At 68.6% G+C, this 16,995-nt stretch carries 14 protein-coding genes; 5 read left to right on the forward strand and 9 right to left on the reverse strand.

What is annotated here, in order from left to right; translation table 11 throughout:
• Genes EU805_RS14750 through EU805_RS14765 form a run of 4 tightly spaced genes read left to right on the forward strand, consistent with a single transcriptional unit; the run spans position 1 to position 7,380 of the window.
• The gene (locus tag EU805_RS14750; RefSeq protein ID WP_129764753.1) at positions 1–1,014 is read left to right on the forward strand and encodes a glycosyltransferase family 2 protein; all 1,014 of its coding nucleotides are present in this window, start codon (positions 1–3) and stop codon (positions 1,012–1,014) included.
• Positions 1,015–1,051: 37 nt separating this feature from the next.
• Positions 1,052–5,683: a MupA/Atu3671 family FMN-dependent luciferase-like monooxygenase gene (locus EU805_RS14755; RefSeq protein ID WP_129764754.1), complete on the forward strand. Its 4,632-nt coding sequence runs from the start codon at positions 1,052–1,054 to the stop codon at positions 5,681–5,683.
• Between the two features lie 3 nt (positions 5,684–5,686).
• Positions 5,687–6,424 carry a 4'-phosphopantetheinyl transferase gene (locus tag EU805_RS14760; RefSeq protein WP_129764755.1) on the forward strand — a complete coding sequence of 246 codons (738 nt, stop codon included), beginning with the start codon at positions 5,687–5,689 and terminating at the stop codon, positions 6,422–6,424.
• Complete coding sequence (locus tag EU805_RS14765; RefSeq protein ID WP_129764756.1) at positions 6,421–7,380, forward strand: hypothetical protein; 960 nt, start codon at positions 6,421–6,423, stop codon at positions 7,378–7,380. The genes EU805_RS14760 and EU805_RS14765 overlap by 4 nt, the downstream gene beginning before the upstream one ends.
• Before the next feature lie 698 nt (positions 7,381–8,078).
• Here the strand turns inward: EU805_RS14765 and EU805_RS14770 are convergent.
• The 9 genes from EU805_RS14770 to EU805_RS14810 all read right to left on the reverse strand — a co-directional run bounded on the left by EU805_RS14770 (position 8,079) and on the right by EU805_RS14810 (position 16,089).
• Complete coding sequence (locus tag EU805_RS14770) at positions 8,079–8,354, reverse strand: YciI family protein (RefSeq protein ID WP_129764757.1); 276 nt, start codon at positions 8,352–8,354, stop codon at positions 8,079–8,081.
• Positions 8,355–8,427: 73 nt separating this feature from the next.
• Entirely contained in the window at positions 8,428–9,405 is a 978-nt protein-coding gene (locus tag EU805_RS14775; RefSeq protein ID WP_165351974.1) for a D-2-hydroxyacid dehydrogenase, read from the reverse strand.
• Between the two features lie 2 nt (positions 9,406–9,407).
• Positions 9,408–9,998: a 2-hydroxychromene-2-carboxylate isomerase gene (locus EU805_RS14780; protein ID WP_129764759.1), complete on the reverse strand. Its 591-nt coding sequence runs from the start codon at positions 9,996–9,998 to the stop codon at positions 9,408–9,410.
• A 102-nt stretch (positions 9,999–10,100) separates the two neighbouring features.
• Positions 10,101–10,931 carry a sulfurtransferase gene (locus tag EU805_RS14785; protein WP_129764760.1) on the reverse strand — a complete coding sequence of 277 codons (831 nt, stop codon included), beginning with the start codon at positions 10,929–10,931 and terminating at the stop codon, positions 10,101–10,103.
• Entirely contained in the window at positions 10,928–12,319 is a 1,392-nt protein-coding gene (locus EU805_RS14790; protein WP_129764761.1) for an FAD-binding oxidoreductase, read from the reverse strand. The genes EU805_RS14785 and EU805_RS14790 overlap by 4 nt, the downstream gene beginning before the upstream one ends.
• Entirely contained in the window at positions 12,316–13,818 is a 1,503-nt protein-coding gene (locus EU805_RS14795; RefSeq protein WP_129764762.1) for a tripartite tricarboxylate transporter permease, read from the reverse strand. The genes EU805_RS14790 and EU805_RS14795 overlap by 4 nt, the downstream gene beginning before the upstream one ends.
• Positions 13,815–14,282: a tripartite tricarboxylate transporter TctB family protein gene (locus EU805_RS14800; RefSeq protein WP_165351975.1), complete on the reverse strand. Its 468-nt coding sequence runs from the start codon at positions 14,280–14,282 to the stop codon at positions 13,815–13,817. Before EU805_RS14800 ends, EU805_RS14795 begins: the two co-directional genes overlap by 4 nt.
• 37 nt (positions 14,283–14,319) lie before the next feature.
• Complete coding sequence (locus EU805_RS14805) at positions 14,320–15,063, reverse strand: enoyl-CoA hydratase/isomerase family protein (protein ID WP_129764764.1); 744 nt, start codon at positions 15,061–15,063, stop codon at positions 14,320–14,322.
• Positions 15,064–15,135: 72 nt separating this feature from the next.
• Positions 15,136–16,089, reverse strand: a complete 954-nt coding sequence (locus EU805_RS14810) for a tripartite tricarboxylate transporter substrate binding protein (RefSeq protein WP_129764765.1) — start codon at positions 16,087–16,089, stop codon at positions 15,136–15,138.
• 161 nt (positions 16,090–16,250) lie between these two features.
• On the opposite strand from EU805_RS14810, the gene EU805_RS14815 reads away from it, so the two are divergent.
• Complete coding sequence (locus EU805_RS14815) at positions 16,251–16,988, forward strand: IclR family transcriptional regulator (protein ID WP_165351976.1); 738 nt, start codon at positions 16,251–16,253, stop codon at positions 16,986–16,988.
• Positions 16,989–16,995: the final 7 nt, after the last annotated feature.

The raw sequence follows: 16,995 nt of genomic DNA on the forward strand, positions 1-16,995 counted from the left end.
ATGACCCCTGCCCTGCCCCGGGTGCTGACCAGCATCCTGAACTACCGCACGCCGGAAATGACGATCCGCGCGGTCGCGGCGGCCCGCACCGCGATGGAAGGAATCGCGGGAGAGATTCTCGTCGTCGACAACGCCAGCGGCGACGGCTCCTTCGAGGTCCTGCGCGACCACGTGGCCACGCGCGGGTGGGACCGGGACGACCGGGTGCGCGTGCTCGCCTCGCCGGTCAACGGCGGCTTCGGCGCGGGCCACAACATCGCCCTGCGCGCGGGCCTGTCGGACGGGGCGCGGCCCGACTACCTCTACCTGCTGAACTCGGACGCCTTTCCCGCCGCGGATGCCATCGCGACGCTGCTGAAGGAGATGGAGGCCGAGCGCGGCATCGGCATCGCGGGCAGCTATATCCACGGGACGGACGGCGCGGCGCATTGCACCTGCTTCCGCTTCCCCTCGATCCTGGGGGAATTCGAATCCGCCCTGCGCTTCGGCCCCGTCACGCGCCTGCTGAAGTCCCATGTCGTCGCGATGGAGATTCCCGACCGCACCATCGACCTCGATTGGACGGCGGGGGCCAGCATGATGCTGCGCCGGTCGATGCTGGACCGGATCGGCGGCTTCGACGAGACGTTCTTCCTTTATTTCGAGGAGACCGAGCTGTGCAGGCGTGCCCGGGACGCGGGCTGGCGCGTGGCCTACGTGCCCGCCAGCAAGGTGGCGCACGTGGGCTCTGCCTCCACCGGGATGAAGCGGTGGTCGCGGATCCCGGGCTATTACCTCGATTCCCGGCTGCGCTACCTGACGAAGACCCACGGGCGGGCCTACGCGGCCTGCGCGACGCTCGCCCATGCGGCGGGCGCGGGTCTGGACGGGATCCGCGGCCTGGCGCAGCGGCGCGCGCGGACGCGCCCGCCCCGCTACACCCGCGATCTGCTGATCCACCACCTGCGCGCCCTGGCGGGTCCAGGACGCCGACACCCGGCCCCCTCCGGCCGGCCCGCGCCGAACGAAAGCTGACGCGATCCTGCAATCCCTTCGAAGAAGGCCCCTTTTCATGACCCAGTTCTCCTGCATCCTGATCGGCAACGAAGCGCTCGCGATCCAATGTCTCGACATGCTCCAGTCCCGCGGACACCGCGTGACGGCCTTCGTGACCCGCGACGCGGAACTGGCTCGGCTGGCGCGCGAGCGTGGCGTGCGGGACATCGCACAGGGCCCCGGACAGGCGGCCGAGCTGGGTGGGGATCCGGTCGACTGGGTGTTGTCGGTGGCCAACCTCAACCTGGTGCCGGACGAGGTCCTCTCGCTGGCCTGGCAGGGCGCGGTGAACTTCCACGACGGGCCGCTGCCGCGCTACGCGGGGCTGAACGCGCCGGTCTGGGCGCTGCTGGCCCGAGAGACGGACCACGCGATCACCTGGCACCTGATCGAGGGCGGCATCGACGAAGGCGACATCCTGCTGCAGGAGCCCGTCGGGATCGCCGACGACGACACCGCCATGACGCTGAACGCCAAGTGCTACGCCGCGGCGCTGAAGAGCTTCCCCGCCCTGATCGACGCGCTGGAAAGCGGTGCCCCGGACCGGCGCGCGCAGGATCTGGCGCAACGCAGCTACTTCGGGCGCGAGGATCGGCCCGCCGCCGGCGGCCTGATCGACCCCGGGGACACCGCCGCCGGGATCGCGCGGCTGGTGCGCAGCTTGGATTTCGGCGCCTACGCCAACCCGGTCGCGCGGCCCAAGCTGCGCATCGCGGGCGTGCCCTATGCCGTGGCGCGGTGCGAACCCTTGGCGCAGGGGGCGCAGGCCGCCGCGGGCACGGTGCTGTCGGCGGGCGACGACAGCCTCGATCTGGCGGTCTCGGACGGGGCGGTGCGGCTGTCGGGCCTGACCGATCTGGCGGGGCAGACGATGCTGCCCGCGGCCCTGGTCCGGCCCGGCGACGTGCTCTTCGGTCCCACGGCGGCCGACGCCGCGGCGATCAACCACGCGCTGCGCAAGGTCTCGGCCCGCGAAGGGGCCTGGCGCGCGCGGCTGCGCGGGTCCGCACCGGTCGAGCTGCGCCTCGCCGCCCCGCCGCGCCCGGGCGGCGACACCGGCGAGACCCTGTCGCGACCCTTGGCGGACAGCCCGCTTCCCTTGCCCGAGCGGCTGGCCGTGACCGCCGCCTGGGCGCTGGCCGCCAACGGGGCCGCGGCGGGCGACATCGCCTTCGCGGACGACCGGGTGCGCGCGGCGGGTCGTGGCGCCCACGGGCTGATCGCGCCTTACGTGCCGATGCGCGCGACGCGCACCGATCCCTACCGCGCGACCGTCGCACGGCTGGCGGAGGATCTGGCCAATCTCGATCGCCGCCCGGCCTTTGCCGCCGACCTCGCCCTGCGCTGCCCGGGCGCCGATGCGCGCGTCCCCGCGGTGGGGCTGGCGACAGGGGATGCACCCCAGCGCATCCCCGGCACCGCCGTCACCGCCTGGTTCGGCCCCGAGGGTGCTACCCTTCTTTGCGACCCCGCCCGGGTGAGCGACGCGGCCGCGGCCCTCCTGGCGGCCCGGTTGGAGCAGATGCTCGCCGCCGCCGCCACGCTGTCCGATGACGCCACCCTTTCGGACCTGCCGATCCTGCCGCCCTCCGAACGAAAGACGCTGCTGGAGGATTGGAACGCGACGAAGACGGACTACGACGACGCCCGGACCCTGCATGGCGCGATCGAGGCGCAGGTCGATGCCACCCCCGACGCACCTGCGGTGGTGTTCGAGACGACGACGCTGAGCTACGCGGACCTCGACCGCCGCGCGAACCGCATCGCGCACAGGCTTATCGCCATGGGGGTGAGGCAAGGCGACCACGTCGGGCTGAACCTGCGCCGGTCCGACGAGCTGGTGGCCGCCGCCCTGGGCATCCTGAAGGCCGGGGCGGCCTACGTGCCGCTGGACCCCGCCTATCCCGCCGACCGTATCGGCATCTACGTGGCCGACAGCCAGGCCGCGGCCATCATCACCAGCGCCGATCTGGCTGATGACCTGCCCGCCAGCCGCGCCCAGCTTTTGACCGTCGAGGATCCGCGCATCGCACAGGCCCCCGATACCCGGCCCGGGCTGGATGTGCCTTCGGACGCGCTGGCCTACATGATCTTCACCTCCGGCTCCACCGGGCGGCCCAAGGGCGTCATGCTCGAGCACCGCAACGTCGCCAACTTCTTCGCGGGCATGGACGAGCGCCTGGATGCTGGGCAGGGCGGCACCTGGCTTGCGCTGACCAGCCTGTCGTTCGACATCTCGGTGCTGGAGCTGTTCTACACCCTTGCGCGCGGGTTCCGCGTCGTGGTGATGGGCGACGGGGATCGGGCGCTGGCCTCGAAGGGGGCGCGGCCCACCACCGGGCGTGGCATGGACTTCAGCCTGTTCTACTGGGGCAACGACGACGGCGTCGGTCCGAAGAAATACGAGCTGCTGCTGGAAGGGGCGAGGATCGCCGACGCCAACGGTTTCTGCGCTGTCTGGACGCCCGAGCGGCACTTTCACGCCTTCGGCGGGCCCTACCCGAACCCGTCGGTCACCGGGGCCGCGGTGGCGGCCGTGACGCGGAACCTCGAAGTGCGGGCAGGCAGTTGCGTGGCCCCGCTGCACCATCCCGCCCGCATCGCAGAGGAATGGGCCGTCATCGACAACCTCACCAACGGGCGCACGGGGCTTGCCATCGCCTCCGGCTGGCAGCCCGACGACTTCGTCCTGCGGCCTCAGAACACGCCCCCCGCCAACAAGGACGCGATGTTCGAAGCGATCGACACCCTGCGCAAGCTCTGGCGCGGCGAGGCGGTCGGCTTTGCCAGGCAGGACGGCACCCTGCACGAGGTGGTGACCCAGCCGCGCCCCGTCTCCCCCGAGCTGAAGGTCTGGGTGACAACCGCGGGGAACCCGCAGTCCTGGATTCAAGCGGGCGAGATCGGTGCGAACGTTCTGACCCACCTGCTGGGCCAGAGCATCGCCGAGGTGGAGGAGAAGATCGGCCTCTACCACGACGCGCTGCGCAAGGCGGGCCGCGATCCGGCGGATCACAAGGTGACGCTGATGCTGCACACCTACCTGGCCCCGGACCGCGAGACCGCCCGGGAGGTCGCCCGCGCGCCGATGAAGGATTACCTGCGCAGCGCCGCCGCGCTGATCAAGCAATACGCCTGGGCCTTTCCGGCCTTCAAGAAACCGGCGGGGGCCACCAACCCGATGGAGATCGACCTGCAGGGTCTGTCGGACGAGGAGATGGACGCGATCCTGGACTTCGCCTTCCAGCGCTACTTCGAGGAGTCGGGCCTTTTCGGCACGGTGGAGGACGCCCAGGCCCGGGTCGAACAGCTCAAGCGAATCGGCGTGGACGAGATCGCCTGCCTCATCGACTACGGCATAGCACCCGAGACGGTGCTGGACGGGCTCGCGCCGTTGTCGCGGGTGCGCGCGCTCGCCAATGCCGGGACCGGGATCGCGGAGGACGATTTCTCGATCGCGGCCCAGATCCTGCGCCACGACGTCACGCACATGCAGTGCACCCCGTCGATGGCGCGCATGATCGCCATGAACGACGAGGCGCGCCTGGCCCTGTCGCGGGTGCGGCACCTCATGCTCGGCGGTGAGGCGCTGCCCGATTCGCTGGTGCGTGATTTGGCACAGGCCACATCGGCGCGGATCCTGAACATGTACGGGCCGACCGAGACGACGATCTGGTCCTCGACCGCGCAGGTCACGGCCGAGGACGGGATCCAGTCCATCGGGCGGCCCATCGCGAACACCACGTTCCACGTGCTGGACGACGCGGGCCAGCCCGTGCCCATCGGCTGCCCCGGCGAGCTTTACATCGGCGGCGACGGCGTGGCGCGCGGCTACTGGCAGCGCGACGACCTGACCGCGGAGCGCTTCGTCCCCGATCCCTTCGCGGGGGGCGCGGCGCGGATGTACCGCACCGGCGACCTGGTCGCCTGGCGACCCGACGGCAGGATGGAGTTCATCGGCCGCGCCGACACCCAAGTGAAGATCCGCGGTCACCGCATCGAGCTGGGCGAGATCGAGGCCGCCCTCGCCAACGGGCCGGGCGTGCGCGACTGCGCCGTGCTCGCGCGCGAAGACGTGCCGGGCGATCTGCGCCTCGTGGGCTACGTGACCGGCGAAGGGCGGCTCGACCTCGACGCGCTGCGGGCCCAGGTGGGGGCCGCCTTGCCCGGCTTCATGGCACTGGCGCAGGTGATCCAGCTCGACAGCTTCCCGCTGACGCCCAACCGCAAGATCGACCGCCGTGCCCTGCCCGCCCCCGCCGAGATCGCCCCGCAGCCACTTCAGACCGGGTCCGCCCCGGCCCCCGTCGACGACGTGCAGGCCGCCGTCGCCGCGATCTGGCAGCGCATCCTGGGCGTCGGCACGGTCCACGCGAAGGCGAATTTCTTCGACCTCGGCGGGCACTCCCTGCTGGCGGTGCAGGCGCATCGCGACATCCGGCGCGAGCTGGGGGCGGAGCGTCTGGCGATCACCGACATCTTCCGCTTCCCGACGCTGGAAGGGCTCGCCGCTCACCTGCGCGGCGCCACGGCCCCGAAGGCCGCCGCACCGGCGAAGGCGGACACGGCACGCAGCCCCGACGCCCGCGCCGACGCCATGGCCCGCCGCCGCGAGATGCGAAGCCGTCGCAACCGCTCGGACGCCTGAGCCGTGGCCCGTCCGCGCCCAAGCCATCATCCCGATCCCGGCGCGCTCTTCGCCGGTGCGGGGGACGTCGCGGTGGCGATGCTGCCGATCGAGGCGACCCTGCCGCCCCTCTTCGAGGCGGAACGCAGGCTGATGCCGTCGATGGTGTCGTCCCGGCGGCGCGAGTTCGCCTGGGGTCGGGCCGCGGCGCGCACGGCGCTGGCGCGCCTCGGGGTCGACCCGGTGCCGCTTCTGCCCGATGCCGACCGCGTACCGGTCTGGCCCGCGGGCACCCAGGGCAGCATCAGTCACAGCGGCAGCCTCTGCGCGGCGGCCGTGGCGCGCGGTACGAGGACCATCGGCTTCGATCTGGAGACGGCGCGCGCCGTGGATCCCGACCTCTGGCCCGCCCTCTTCACCGCCGCCGAGATCCGCAGCTTCGCCGATACCCCCCGCCGCGCCGTCGTGCATTTCTCGGCCAAGGAGGCGGTGTTCAAGGCCCATTTTCCCCGACACAGGCAGATGTTCGATTTTCATCACCTGGAAATCGAGTTGCAGGAGACCGGCGCCTTTCGCGCGGTCTTCACCCGGCACCGAGGGCTTGCCTTCGTGCCGGTCACGGGGCGCTGGCAGCAGACCCCCGACGTCACCGCCTGCGGTGTCGTCCTCGCCAGGCCTCCGCAGGTCCTGCGGTCCCCTCCGCGGGACCTGCACCCCGCCCCCGGTCCGCATCCCGGGCGCCCCGCCCCGATGGGCGCATGATCCTGTCGCGCAAGAAGGTGCTCGCCGGTCTGCTAGGCGGCGCCGGGATCGTCGTGCTGTCGGGCGCCGGCCTGCGAAACAGCCTGTCTTGGCGGTTCCTGCCCGCGCCGGAGACGACGTTCACGCCCTACGCCGGCCCCTCTCCTGCCCATGCGCGAGGCCGCCGGGTCTTTCACCTCGGCCATTCGCTGGTGGGCCGGGACATGCCCGCGATGCTGGCGCAGCTTGCCGGGGGCACGCACCGCTTCGATACCCAGATCGGCTGGGGCACCTCGCTCAAGGCGCACTGGGAGGAGGGCACGCAGATCCCCGGGTTCGATCCCTCGGACCCCCATGCACGATCCGCAACCGAGGCGCTGGCGGACGGGACGTACGACGCCTTCGTCCTGACGGAGATGGTCGAGATCCGCGATGCGATCCGCTACCACGACAGCGCCGCCTACCTTGCCCGCTGGATCGAACGGGCGCGCGCCGATGCACCGCGGATCGAGATCTTTCTCTACGAGACCTGGCATTGGCTCGACCACCCCGACGGCTGGCTGGACCGCATCGACCACGACCTCGACCGCTACTGGCTGCATTCCGTGCTGGGGCGCGCGCTGGACAGGATTCCGGCGGCGGAACGCCCTGCCGTCCACCTGATCCCCGGCGGGCAGGTCATGGCGGCGGTCGTGCGCCGGATCGAAGCCGGTGAGACGGGCGGCACCCTGTCGGACCGGACCGATCTTTTCGCCAAGCATCCCGACGGGACGCAGGACAGCATCCACTTCAACGATCACGGCGCCTATCTCATCGCGCTGACGCATTGCGCGGTGCTCTACGCGCGCTCGCCCGAAGGGCTGCCCCACGATCTGCGGCGCGCGGACGGCACGCCGATGACGCCTCTGTCGGCGCAGGATGCCCGGTTGATGCAGCGCGTGGTCTGGGACGTGGTCTCGGGTCGATACGTGACGTGAGGGCACGACGGCCTCGTCTTCGACCCCGATGCGTACGGCCCGGGATCAAACTAGGTCATCGATGAAATACGGTCGATTGTGCCTCGCGCGCCTTGCCTTGGGCTACAGGACAGGCCGCGCGCCTTCTGACAAGTGGTCTACGCAAACACACCGTCCAACCTTGCAAACGGCACCTTCGCAACCTGGTCCTCCAGGGTCGGCGATCCGGACGTGGCCGGTTGGGTCGCCACCGGTCTCCCGTCGCGAAGTTGCCGGTTTCAGAACGGTCGTTGATGCGTCAGCGGTGTCGATGGGTTGGACGGGGACTTGTGGCGTGATCAATTTCAAGGGCGTACATTATCCGCAGCCCGTGATCCTGCACCTGGTGAACCTTCCATGTTCGCCATGACCTTCACGACCGAGACCTCCAGGAGCTTCCAGGGGAGCGCGGCGTCGCGACGGCCCGCGTGATCCGCGAGCGTCAAACCCTTGAAAGTGGGACCACTGCTTTCCCGACCTTCGCGGTGCGGACCACATAATTGCATCCGCCGGTCGGTCCCATTCAGCCAGATACGCAACTGCGATACGCAGGTCGGGCGTGGCGGTTTCCTGCAACCCTGATGGAGCGACCGGCGCATCGGGCCGGGGCGACCCGTTCGAACGGGCTTACTTGGAAGCGACAGGCTCGACGAAGGTCCCCGTGGAGTGCGGCGTCGGCTTCAGGCGCCGATCACCTTGGTCCAGGCCGCGATCTCGACGCTTTCGAACAGGGACGCCCTTGCATAGGGATCGGTGGCGGCCCAGTCCCGCGCCACTTGCAGGTCGGCATGTTCGACGACGAGCAGGCTGCCTTCCGGTACCCCGTCGGCGGACAGAAGTGGCCCGGCGATATAGACCCCGTCGGTCTTCTCCAGCCAGGCCAGATGGTCAGATCGGGTCGCCTTGCGAATGTCGAGGGCGTTCGGCTTGTCCTTGCAGATGAAAGAAAACAGCATGGGTTTCTCCTTTGAGGCGCGTGTCGGTCGGATGATGGGGTGCGAAGGCGTGGTGTCGATATTGCGGGACTGCTCAGATGCGGATGGGATGCAGCAGAGCCTCGCCGCGCGCGAAACGGCCTACGTTGGCCGTGATCACGTCGGCGATCCGTCGTATCGCCAGGTCGGATCCGGCGGGTGCGATGTGCGGGGTGACGATGCAGTTGGGCGCGGCCCAAAGGGGATGGGCGTCGGGCAGCGGCTCGGGATGCACCACGTCCAACCCGGCGCCCCCGATCTGGCCCGCGTTCAATGCCGCGCAGAGGGCGTCCGTGTCGACCACCGCACCGCGCCCGACATTGACCAGGAGCGCGCCGCGCTTCATGCGCGACAGCAAGGCGGCGTCGATCAGGCCGCGAGTCTGATCGGTGAGCGGAAGGCAGACCACGACGGCGTCGCTTTCGCCAAGCGCGTCGGCCAATCCGGTCATGGGGCGGACGTCCGCTACCCCCTCGACCGGCCGGCCAGAGCGCGTGATCCCGGTGACTTTCATGTCGAAGGCGTTGGCCCGCGCCGCCACCGCCCGACCGATGCCGCCCAGTCCGACCACCGCCAGCGACGCACCTTCCATGGGCCGTAGGCCGGGCAGGACGCGGTCCTTGTTCCAGCGCCCGCCATCCGACGCCAGCGCAGGAACGATGCCCCGCGCAAGCGCCAGCAGCAGCGCCATGGCATGTTCGGCGACCGGCACGTTGAAGGCGCCGCCGTTGCCGGTCGCGACCACCGCCTCGGGAATCCCGTTCTCCTGCAGGGCGTCGAAGCCCGCGGAGGTCACCTGGATCCAGCGAAGACGCCGTGCCCGGGCGCGAAGCACCTGCGCCACGGCGCGGGAATAGCTGTTGTGGTTGCCGCCGCAGACCAGCCCGTCGAGCTGTTCGGCGTGACGCTCGACCAGGTCCGCGTCCGACAGCACCACCAGCCGTGCCGCGGGAACGGCCCGGATGGCTGCCGTAAACGCATCATCCGCGAAGGCGGGAAGATAACCGATCGTCGGGCGGTCACGCGTCGTCATGGTCAGGCGGACGTCAGGGCTTTTTCGAGGAACGGCAGGGAATCCTGTCCCCAGAACAGCTCGCCACCGTAGCGGAACGTCGGAGAGCCGAAAACGCCGGCGGCCTCGGCGGTGGCGATGTTGTCCCGCCATGTCTCCTCGACGTCGGTGTCGGATTCCCGCGCCGTCAGATGTGCGCCGTCCAGTCCCGCCTCCTGCGCCAGCGATTTCCGGACGTCGGCCCTGCCGATGTCGGCCTTCTCTTCCCAGAAGGCCCGTTGCAGCCGCTCGGTCAGCGAAAACCAGTCCGCCCCGTCGCGTGCGGCGGCGATGACCGTGAAGGCTGCCGGATCGGGTGGAGAGAGTGCGGCACGACCTTCCATCGCCAAGGTCTTGCCCCGCACGTCCGCCCACCGGGCCAGATCCTTGAACCAGTAAGCCCGGCGGGCGTCCGGCCGGTTCTTGGCGTAGATGCCGCCGTTCGCCTCTATCAAGGGGATCGGTTTGGGATCGAAGCGCACGTCGTGGCGCTCTGCCAGATCGCGCATCGGGTCGAGACCGATGTAGGCCCAGGGAGACCCGATGGAGAAGAAGAAATCGACAGTGCGGGTCATGTGCTTGGACCTTTGATTTGTTGCTGGTGTGAAACGGATGCCTTTGCGGGGAAACGCCGGTTCAGGCGGCCCGCAGGCGCGCCATCCGTGGCTCCGGGCCGATCAGGACGCCTTTGTCAGGATGGGCCCGACCGCGCCGGTGCCCCATTCCGCCCAGGACCCGTCGTAAAGGCGTGCCCTCCGTCCGATCCGGGCCAGCCCCAGCGCGAGGACGCAGGCCGTCATGCCCGACCCGCAGGTCACGACGGGCTCGGGCGCGTCGAGCCCACCAAACAGCGAGTTCAGCGTGGCCTGATCCTGGAAGCGGCCGGCGGCGTCGGTCAGCGCCGTGAAGGGCAGGCATTGCGCGCCGGGCATATGTCCCGGTGCAACCCCCGGGCGCGGTTCGGGCGCCGTGCCGTCGAACCGGTCCTGCGACCGCGCATCGAGGATCGGTCTGCCGTCCTTTGCCGCCCGCGCGACATCGCGCGCGGTCAGGATCCGCCCGCCTTCGCGGGACCAGCTTTGCCGCGGCACGGGGGACGCGGCCTCCTGCCCCGTCGCAACGGGATGGCCTTCGGCCTGCCAGGCGGACAATCCGCCGTCCAGCACCGCGGTCTCCGTCATCCCGTAGCTTTGCAGGGTGAACCAGACCCGGGGGGCGCTGAAGTGATTGGCGCTGCGATCGTAGACGACGACCCGTCTGCTGCCGTCGATACCCAGTCCGGCCATCGCTTCGGCGAAGGTGTCGGCATCCGGCATCATGTGCGGCAGCGGGTGGTCCGGATCCGCGACCACGTCGATCTCGAACAGCTGCGCGCCGGGGATATGGGCCTCTTGATACTCTTGCCGGACGCGCGCCGGATCGGGCGGCAGGAAATAGGTCGCATCGAGCACGATGACATCGCCCAGATGTTCGGAAAGCCAGCCGGGCGTGACGATGGGATCGGTCATTCCGCGGCCTCCTTCAACGGCAGCAGGATCTTCTCGGGGTTCATCAGGTCGTCGGGATCGAGGGCGGCCTTGATACGGCGCATCAGCGCAAGCGTCGGGCCATGCTCCGCCTCCAGGTACTTGCGTTTTCCAAGTCCGACCCCGTGTTCGCCGGTGGAGGTGCCATCGCTGTCGAGCGCCTTTTCGACCATCGCGGAATTAATCCGCGACACGATCTCGAGCTCTTCCGGCGCGTTCGGGTCGACGCAGAAGACCACGTGGAAGTTTCCGTCCCCCACATGTCCCATGATCGACGCTGGCACCGGGCAATCCGCCAGCAGACCCTTGGCATGGTTGATGCAATCGGGAAGCGCCGACAGCGGCACGCAGACGTCCGTGGCCCAGCCCTTCGCCCCGGGGCGCTGGTTGACCGTCGCGGGATAGCCGTTGTGCCGGGCCTTCCACAGGCGGTTGCGGTCCTCCTCGCGCTCGGCCCAGCGGAAGCTGCTTCCGCCGTTGCCGTCGGCCAGCTCGGCGAAGAGCGCGACCTGTTCCGCCACGCCGGCCTCGGACCCGTGGAACTCGACGAAAAGCGTATCGGCCTCGGCCTCGTCCATGTTCGAATAGGCGTTGACCGCCCGGATGCAGCCTTCGTCGAGGTATTCGACACGGGCCAGCGGCAGCCCCACCTGGATCGCCTCGATCGCGGTGCGGCACGCGGATTCGGGGTCGGGAAAGGTGCATACGGCGGATCGCACCGCTTCGGGGCGGCCGTAAAGCTTGAGCGTGACCTCGGTGATGAGGCCAAGCGTGCCTTCCGAACCGATGAACAGATGGGTCAGATCGTAGCCCGCGGACGATTTGCGCGCGCGGCGGGCGGTCTTCACGATATCGCCTTCGGGGGTGACGACGGTCAGCGTCAGGACGTTCTCGCGCATCGTGCCGTAGCGGACCGCGTTGGTGCCGCTGGCGCGCGTCGCGGCCATGCCGCCGATCGTGGCATTGGCGCCCGGATCGATGGGAAAGAACAGCCCGGTATCGCGCAGGTGCGTGTTCAGATCCTCGCGGGTGACGCCCGCCTGCACCGTGCAGTCCAGGTCGTCGGGACGGACCGCCAGGATCGCGTTCATGCGGGACAGGTCGACGCAGACCCCGCCCCGGACGGCGCTGGTGTTGCCTTCCAGCGAGGATCCCGCCCCGTGGCCGATCACCGGCAGACGGTTGGCGCGGCAGATGCGCACGATCTCGGCTGTCTCCTCGTTGGTCAGGGGCCAGACGACGGCGTCCGGGGGGGCCGGGGCGTGATGGGCTTCGGTTCCGGCGTGGTGATCGCGGTCGGCCTGTGACACGGACAGGCGATCGCCCAGAAGGGCGCTCAGCGCGGCATGGGCGTCGGGGTTCAGGGTCATGACGGTCTTTCCTTGCGGGCACGGTACCGTTGCAGCAACGGCGCGATGATCTGGGCCACCAGCACCATGACGATGCAGGTGAAGAGAACGGCGCTGATCGGCCGGGTGACGAAGGTCGAGAAATCGCCGTCCGACAGCATCAGCGAGCGGCGGAAGTTCTGTTCCATCAGCGGCCCGAGCACGAGGCCCAGCACCAGCGGTGCGGCGGGAAAGGCCAGCAGGCGCAGGACGTATCCCAGAAGGCCAAAGGCGAGCAGCTGGTAGATGTCGAAGATCGAATAGCGGATCGAATAGGTGCCGATCACCACCAGAACGAGGATCGCCGGGTAAAGCAGCTTGTAGGGAATGCGCAGCATCGACACCCAGACCCCGATCATCGGGATGTTGAAGACGAGCAGGATCAGGTTCCCGAGCCAGAAACTGGCGACGAGGCCCCAGAACATCTCTGGCGCTTCGACCAGCATCTGCGGGCCGGGGTTGACGCCGTGCACGATCATCGCCCCCAGCAGCAGCGCCATCACCGCATCCCCCGGCACGCCCAGCGTGAGGGTCGGGATGAAGGCGGTCTGTGCCGCGGAATTGTTCGCGGCCTCGGGCCCTGCGACCCCCTCGACGATGCCCTGGCCGATGCGCGCGCGATTGCGGGCGACCTTCTTCTCGGTCGCGTAGGAAAAGAACGATGCAATGGTCGACCCGGTCCCCGGCAAGGTGCCGAAGAACGACCCGATCGCCGATCCGCGCCAGATCGCGGGGAAACTGTCGCGCAGTTCCTTGCGCGTGGGGATCATCGAGCGCATCGTGACCTTGCCGGAGGGGTCCGGGCGGCTGCCGCGACCGATGTTGGACAGGATCTCGCTCAACCCGAACAGCCCCATGGCCGAGGCGACCAGCGACACGCCGTCCATCAACTCGAACTGACCGTAGACAAAGCGCATCGACCCGGACGTGATATCGAGACCGACGATCCCGAGAAGCACGCCGAAGACAACCATCGCCAGGCCACGCACGGCGGATCCTTCGGACAGGGTGGAGGCCGCGACAAGGCCGAGCGCCATCAGAAGGAAATACTCCTGACTTCCGAACCGAAGTGCGAAATCCGAAAGCACCGGCGCGAAGCCCGCCATCAGGAAGATGCCGATGCTGCCGCCGATGAAGCTCGAAAGGGCGGACAGGAACAGGGCGGCGCCTGCGCGCCCGTTCTTCGTCATCTCGTAGCCGTCCATGCAGACCACCGCGGAGGAGGCCGTCCCAGGCAGACGCATCAGGATCGAAGCGACCGATCCCCCGTATTGCGCGCCGTAGTAGATGCCGGCCAGCATGATGAGCGCATCGGTCGGAGAGATGTAGTAGGTGATCGGAAGCAGCATCGAGATCGCCGCCAGCGGCCCGACGCCCGGCAGGACTCCGATGAACATGCCGATCGACACGCCGAGGAAGCAATACATCAGCGTCTGCCAGGACAGCGCGACCTGAAAGCCGAGGATCAGGTTGTCGATCATCGCAGCCACCGCGGCAAAGCATCGAGTTGCAGATCGAGGGCGATGACGAACACGACCCAGACCGCGACCAGCACGACGCCCGTCAAGGCGGCCAGTTCGCGCCAGGTCCGGCCCGGTTCGGCGATCGCCGCCACCACGATGAGGACCGCGATGGCGACCACGCCGCCCGCGATGGGATAGAGCAGGCCGAACAGCACGATCGCACCCAGCAGGTAGAGGACGGGCGCGATCTGTCCGACCTCCACCCGCTCCTGGGGTTTACGCCAGCCTTCGACGAGCAAAATCAACCCGAACACGATGAAGAAGCCGCCGAGGATCGCGGGGAAATACCCCGGTCCCATGGCGCTTGGGGTTCCCAAATGCAGCTTGGCAACCTCCAGATAGGTCACGGCGGCGCAGGCAAACAAGAAGAGCGCGCCGAGGCCCGACTTCGATGTCAGGGCGGCGAGCGGGCGGTTTTGCATGGCGGTCTCCTCCTCCGCTACGACGTCCCCGGGTGTCTCAACGGCCCTGGAAGACCGGCTTTCTCTTGTTTCGGAACGCCTCCAGCGCATCGGCCGCATCCTGGCTGTTCATCACCTTGTCGACGCGCAAGGTGGCGTCGTACATCGACTGGATCGGCGTATCGCCCAGGGTGTCGAGGCTGAGCCGCTTGAGCATCTGCATCACCAACGGCGCATTGTCGGCAAGCTGGCGCGCCATGCGGCGGGCTTCCTCGACGTGCTGGCCCGCGGGCGCCAACCGGTTGACCATACCGACCTCGTGGGCGCGCCGGGCGCTCAACGGATCACCCGTCAGCATCATCTCGAGCACCACGCGCATCGGCCCGCGGTTCATCAGGGCGGTCACGCCGCCCTTTGCGACGCCGATGCGGGCCTCAGGGTAGATCAGCTCGGCGTCCTCGGACACCACGACGAAATCGCACATCATGGCCAGCACGAGGCCCGCGCCGATCGCCTTCCCGCTGATGGCCGCGATGATGGGCTTGTCGCAGCGAAAGCCGAATTCCGGCACGCCGTGCCAGAAGGTTTCCGGCGGATCGGTCAGGTCCGCGCCGGCGCAGAATACCTTGTCGCATTCGGCCTTCAGGATCGCCACGCGGGCGTCCCCGTCGGAGAACCGGTCCCAGCACGTCCGCAGATCGGCGAACATCTGGCCGGTCATGGCGTTGCGCTTCTCGGGCCGGGCGATGGTGATCTCGGCGATCCCGTCCGCTTCTTCGTATCTGATGTGGTCGAAGGTCATGACATGCGTTCCCGGTCAGGCAAGGGACGTCGGGCCGCCGCACCGATGCGGCGGCCCGATCTGAAGTCGCGATCAGTTGATCGAGATGCCCGCGGTATCGCGGATCTGCGTGAACACTTCGGTGTCGCTTTCGACGACCGCATCGGCCGTGGCCGCATCGCGGTAGGCCGGCAGCAGGCCCATGGTCAGCACCTGCTCCTGGTAGCTGTCGCTGGCGACCATCTCTTCCAGCGGAGCGCTCATCGCGGCGATGATCTCGGGATCGGTCCCCTCGGGCGCGAAGACGCCGAACCAGCCGGTCAGGGACAAGTCATAGCCCTGCTCGGACGCCGTGGGGACATCCGCGTAGGCCGGATGACGCTCTTCGGACATGACCGCCAGCACGTTCATGTCGGGGTTGTCGATCTGGCTGGTGACCGCGGGGTCGACCATGAATTCGATCTCGCCCGACAGGATCGCGGTGACGGCGTCGTTGCTGCCCGGATAGGGGATATGCGTCGCCTCCACGCCGGTTTCCTGCAGGAAGTAGGTCGCGGAGAACTGCCCCATCGAGCCCACGCCCGCGGTCCCGTACTTCGCGCTGTTCTCGCCGAGGTAGGCGACGAGGCCGTCCAGGTCGGTGACGCCGGTTTCCGATCCCACGCCGACGAAGACGGCGGCATCCGCGGTCGTGGCGACGGCGTCGAAACTGTCGATCGCGTCGAAGGTGACGGCCGGGTTGATCAGCGGCTGGACGACATTCGTGGCATTGTTGCCGAAGAAGATCGTGTAGCCGTCGTTGTCCGCGCCGGACGCCAGCGTCGCGCCGACGACACCACCGGCGCCGGGCTTGTTCTCGACCACGACGGGCTGGCCGATGGATTCGGCGATCGCCTCCGCCGCGAGGCGGGCCAGAATGTCGGTCGTCCCGCCGGGATTGTAGGGGACGATCATCGTCACGGCCCGGTCGGGCCAATCCTGTGCGACCGCGCCGCCTGCCATCACCGACAGACCGGCGGCCGCCACTGCGAGTTTCGTTACTTTCATCGTAAATCCTCCCACTCAACACGCGCGGCAAGCCTGCCGCGTCTTCCTCCATGAAAAACGCTAGCATGAGGAATTTTGTTTCTCAATAAATTGTTTTGTTCTACTATTCAGAACGAAAACGGGCTAAGATCAAATTGCTCCGAAGGTCTTGGATGGTAAAAATGGACAGTACTCTGTTGAAAGGACTGACACTTCTGGAGGCGATCGTGGCCGAGGGGCATCCCATCGGCATCAGCGCGTTGGCCCGCCGGGTCGATCTGCCGAAAAGCAACGTGCACCGCAGCATCTCTGCCTTGCGGGAAGGGGGCTACGTCAATTTCGACGCCGAGTCGCGACGCTATTACCCCTCGCTCAAGCTGGCGCAGATGGGGCGGCGGGTGAACGCCGGTTTCCCGTTCCGCATGGCGATCCTGCCCGTCCTGCGGGAGCTCGTCGCCGCAACGGGCGAAAGCGCGCATTTCGTTCTGCTCGATGGGGACAGCGTGGTGTTCGTCGCAAATGCGCGCCCCGACACGACCGTTGCGTCGGTCATCCCGGACAGCCTGTCCCTGCGTTGGGAAGACACGGCATTGGGGGTGGCCCTAGTCTCCGCCCTGCCCCCCGAGGACCGCGCGCGGCTGCTGGCAAGGACCGAGACGCCCACGATCCGCGACTGGCTGGCGCGGACGGAGCGGGACGGCATAGCGCAGCTCCCGCGGCACGCGACGCGACGGATCTTCGAACTCGCGGCCCCGGTTCGGTCGGGGTGGGACACGGTGATCGGCGCCATCGGCATCACCGGTCCGTCCATGCGCTTCGACGACGCGAAACTGCCGGACCGGATTTCCGCCGTGACGTCCGCGGCGCGGATCGCCTTCACCGCGCACGAAGGCCTTTCGGCAGGGCCGGATCACGGGTAGGGGACGG

It is taken from the genome of Salipiger sp. IMCC34102, assembly GCF_004145405.1.
In the GTDB taxonomy this organism is placed as follows: domain Bacteria; phylum Pseudomonadota; class Alphaproteobacteria; order Rhodobacterales; family Rhodobacteraceae; genus Loktanella.

Excerpts from the sequence above, each read along its gene's own strand:
- EU805_RS14780 (WP_129764759.1), bottom strand. The coding sequence starts at position 9,998 with ATGACCCGCACTGTCGATTTCTTCTTCTCCATCGGGTCTCCCTGGGCC.
- EU805_RS14795 (WP_129764762.1), bottom strand. The coding sequence starts at position 13,818 with ATGATCGACAACCTGATCCTCGGCTTTCAGGTCGCGCTGTCCTGGCAG.
- EU805_RS14770 (WP_129764757.1), bottom strand. The coding sequence starts at position 8,354 with ATGCTGTTTTCTTTCATCTGCAAGGACAAGCCGAACGCCCTCGACATT.
- EU805_RS14750 (WP_129764753.1), top strand. The coding sequence starts at position 1 with ATGACCCCTGCCCTGCCCCGGGTGCTGACCAGCATCCTGAACTACCGC.
- EU805_RS14765 (WP_129764756.1), top strand. The coding sequence starts at position 6,421 with ATGATCCTGTCGCGCAAGAAGGTGCTCGCCGGTCTGCTAGGCGGCGCC.
- EU805_RS14805 (WP_129764764.1), bottom strand. The coding sequence starts at position 15,063 with ATGACCTTCGACCACATCAGATACGAAGAAGCGGACGGGATCGCCGAG.
- EU805_RS14775 (WP_165351974.1), bottom strand. The coding sequence starts at position 9,405 with ATGACGACGCGTGACCGCCCGACGATCGGTTATCTTCCCGCCTTCGCG.
- EU805_RS14810 (WP_129764765.1), bottom strand. The coding sequence starts at position 16,089 with ATGAAAGTAACGAAACTCGCAGTGGCGGCCGCCGGTCTGTCGGTGATG.
- EU805_RS14755 (WP_129764754.1), top strand. The coding sequence starts at position 1,052 with ATGACCCAGTTCTCCTGCATCCTGATCGGCAACGAAGCGCTCGCGATC.
- EU805_RS14785 (WP_129764760.1), bottom strand. The coding sequence starts at position 10,931 with ATGACCGATCCCATCGTCACGCCCGGCTGGCTTTCCGAACATCTGGGC.
- EU805_RS14800 (WP_165351975.1), bottom strand. The coding sequence starts at position 14,282 with ATGCAAAACCGCCCGCTCGCCGCCCTGACATCGAAGTCGGGCCTCGGC.
- EU805_RS14815 (WP_165351976.1), top strand. The coding sequence starts at position 16,251 with ATGGACAGTACTCTGTTGAAAGGACTGACACTTCTGGAGGCGATCGTG.
- EU805_RS14790 (WP_129764761.1), bottom strand. The coding sequence starts at position 12,319 with ATGACCCTGAACCCCGACGCCCATGCCGCGCTGAGCGCCCTTCTGGGC.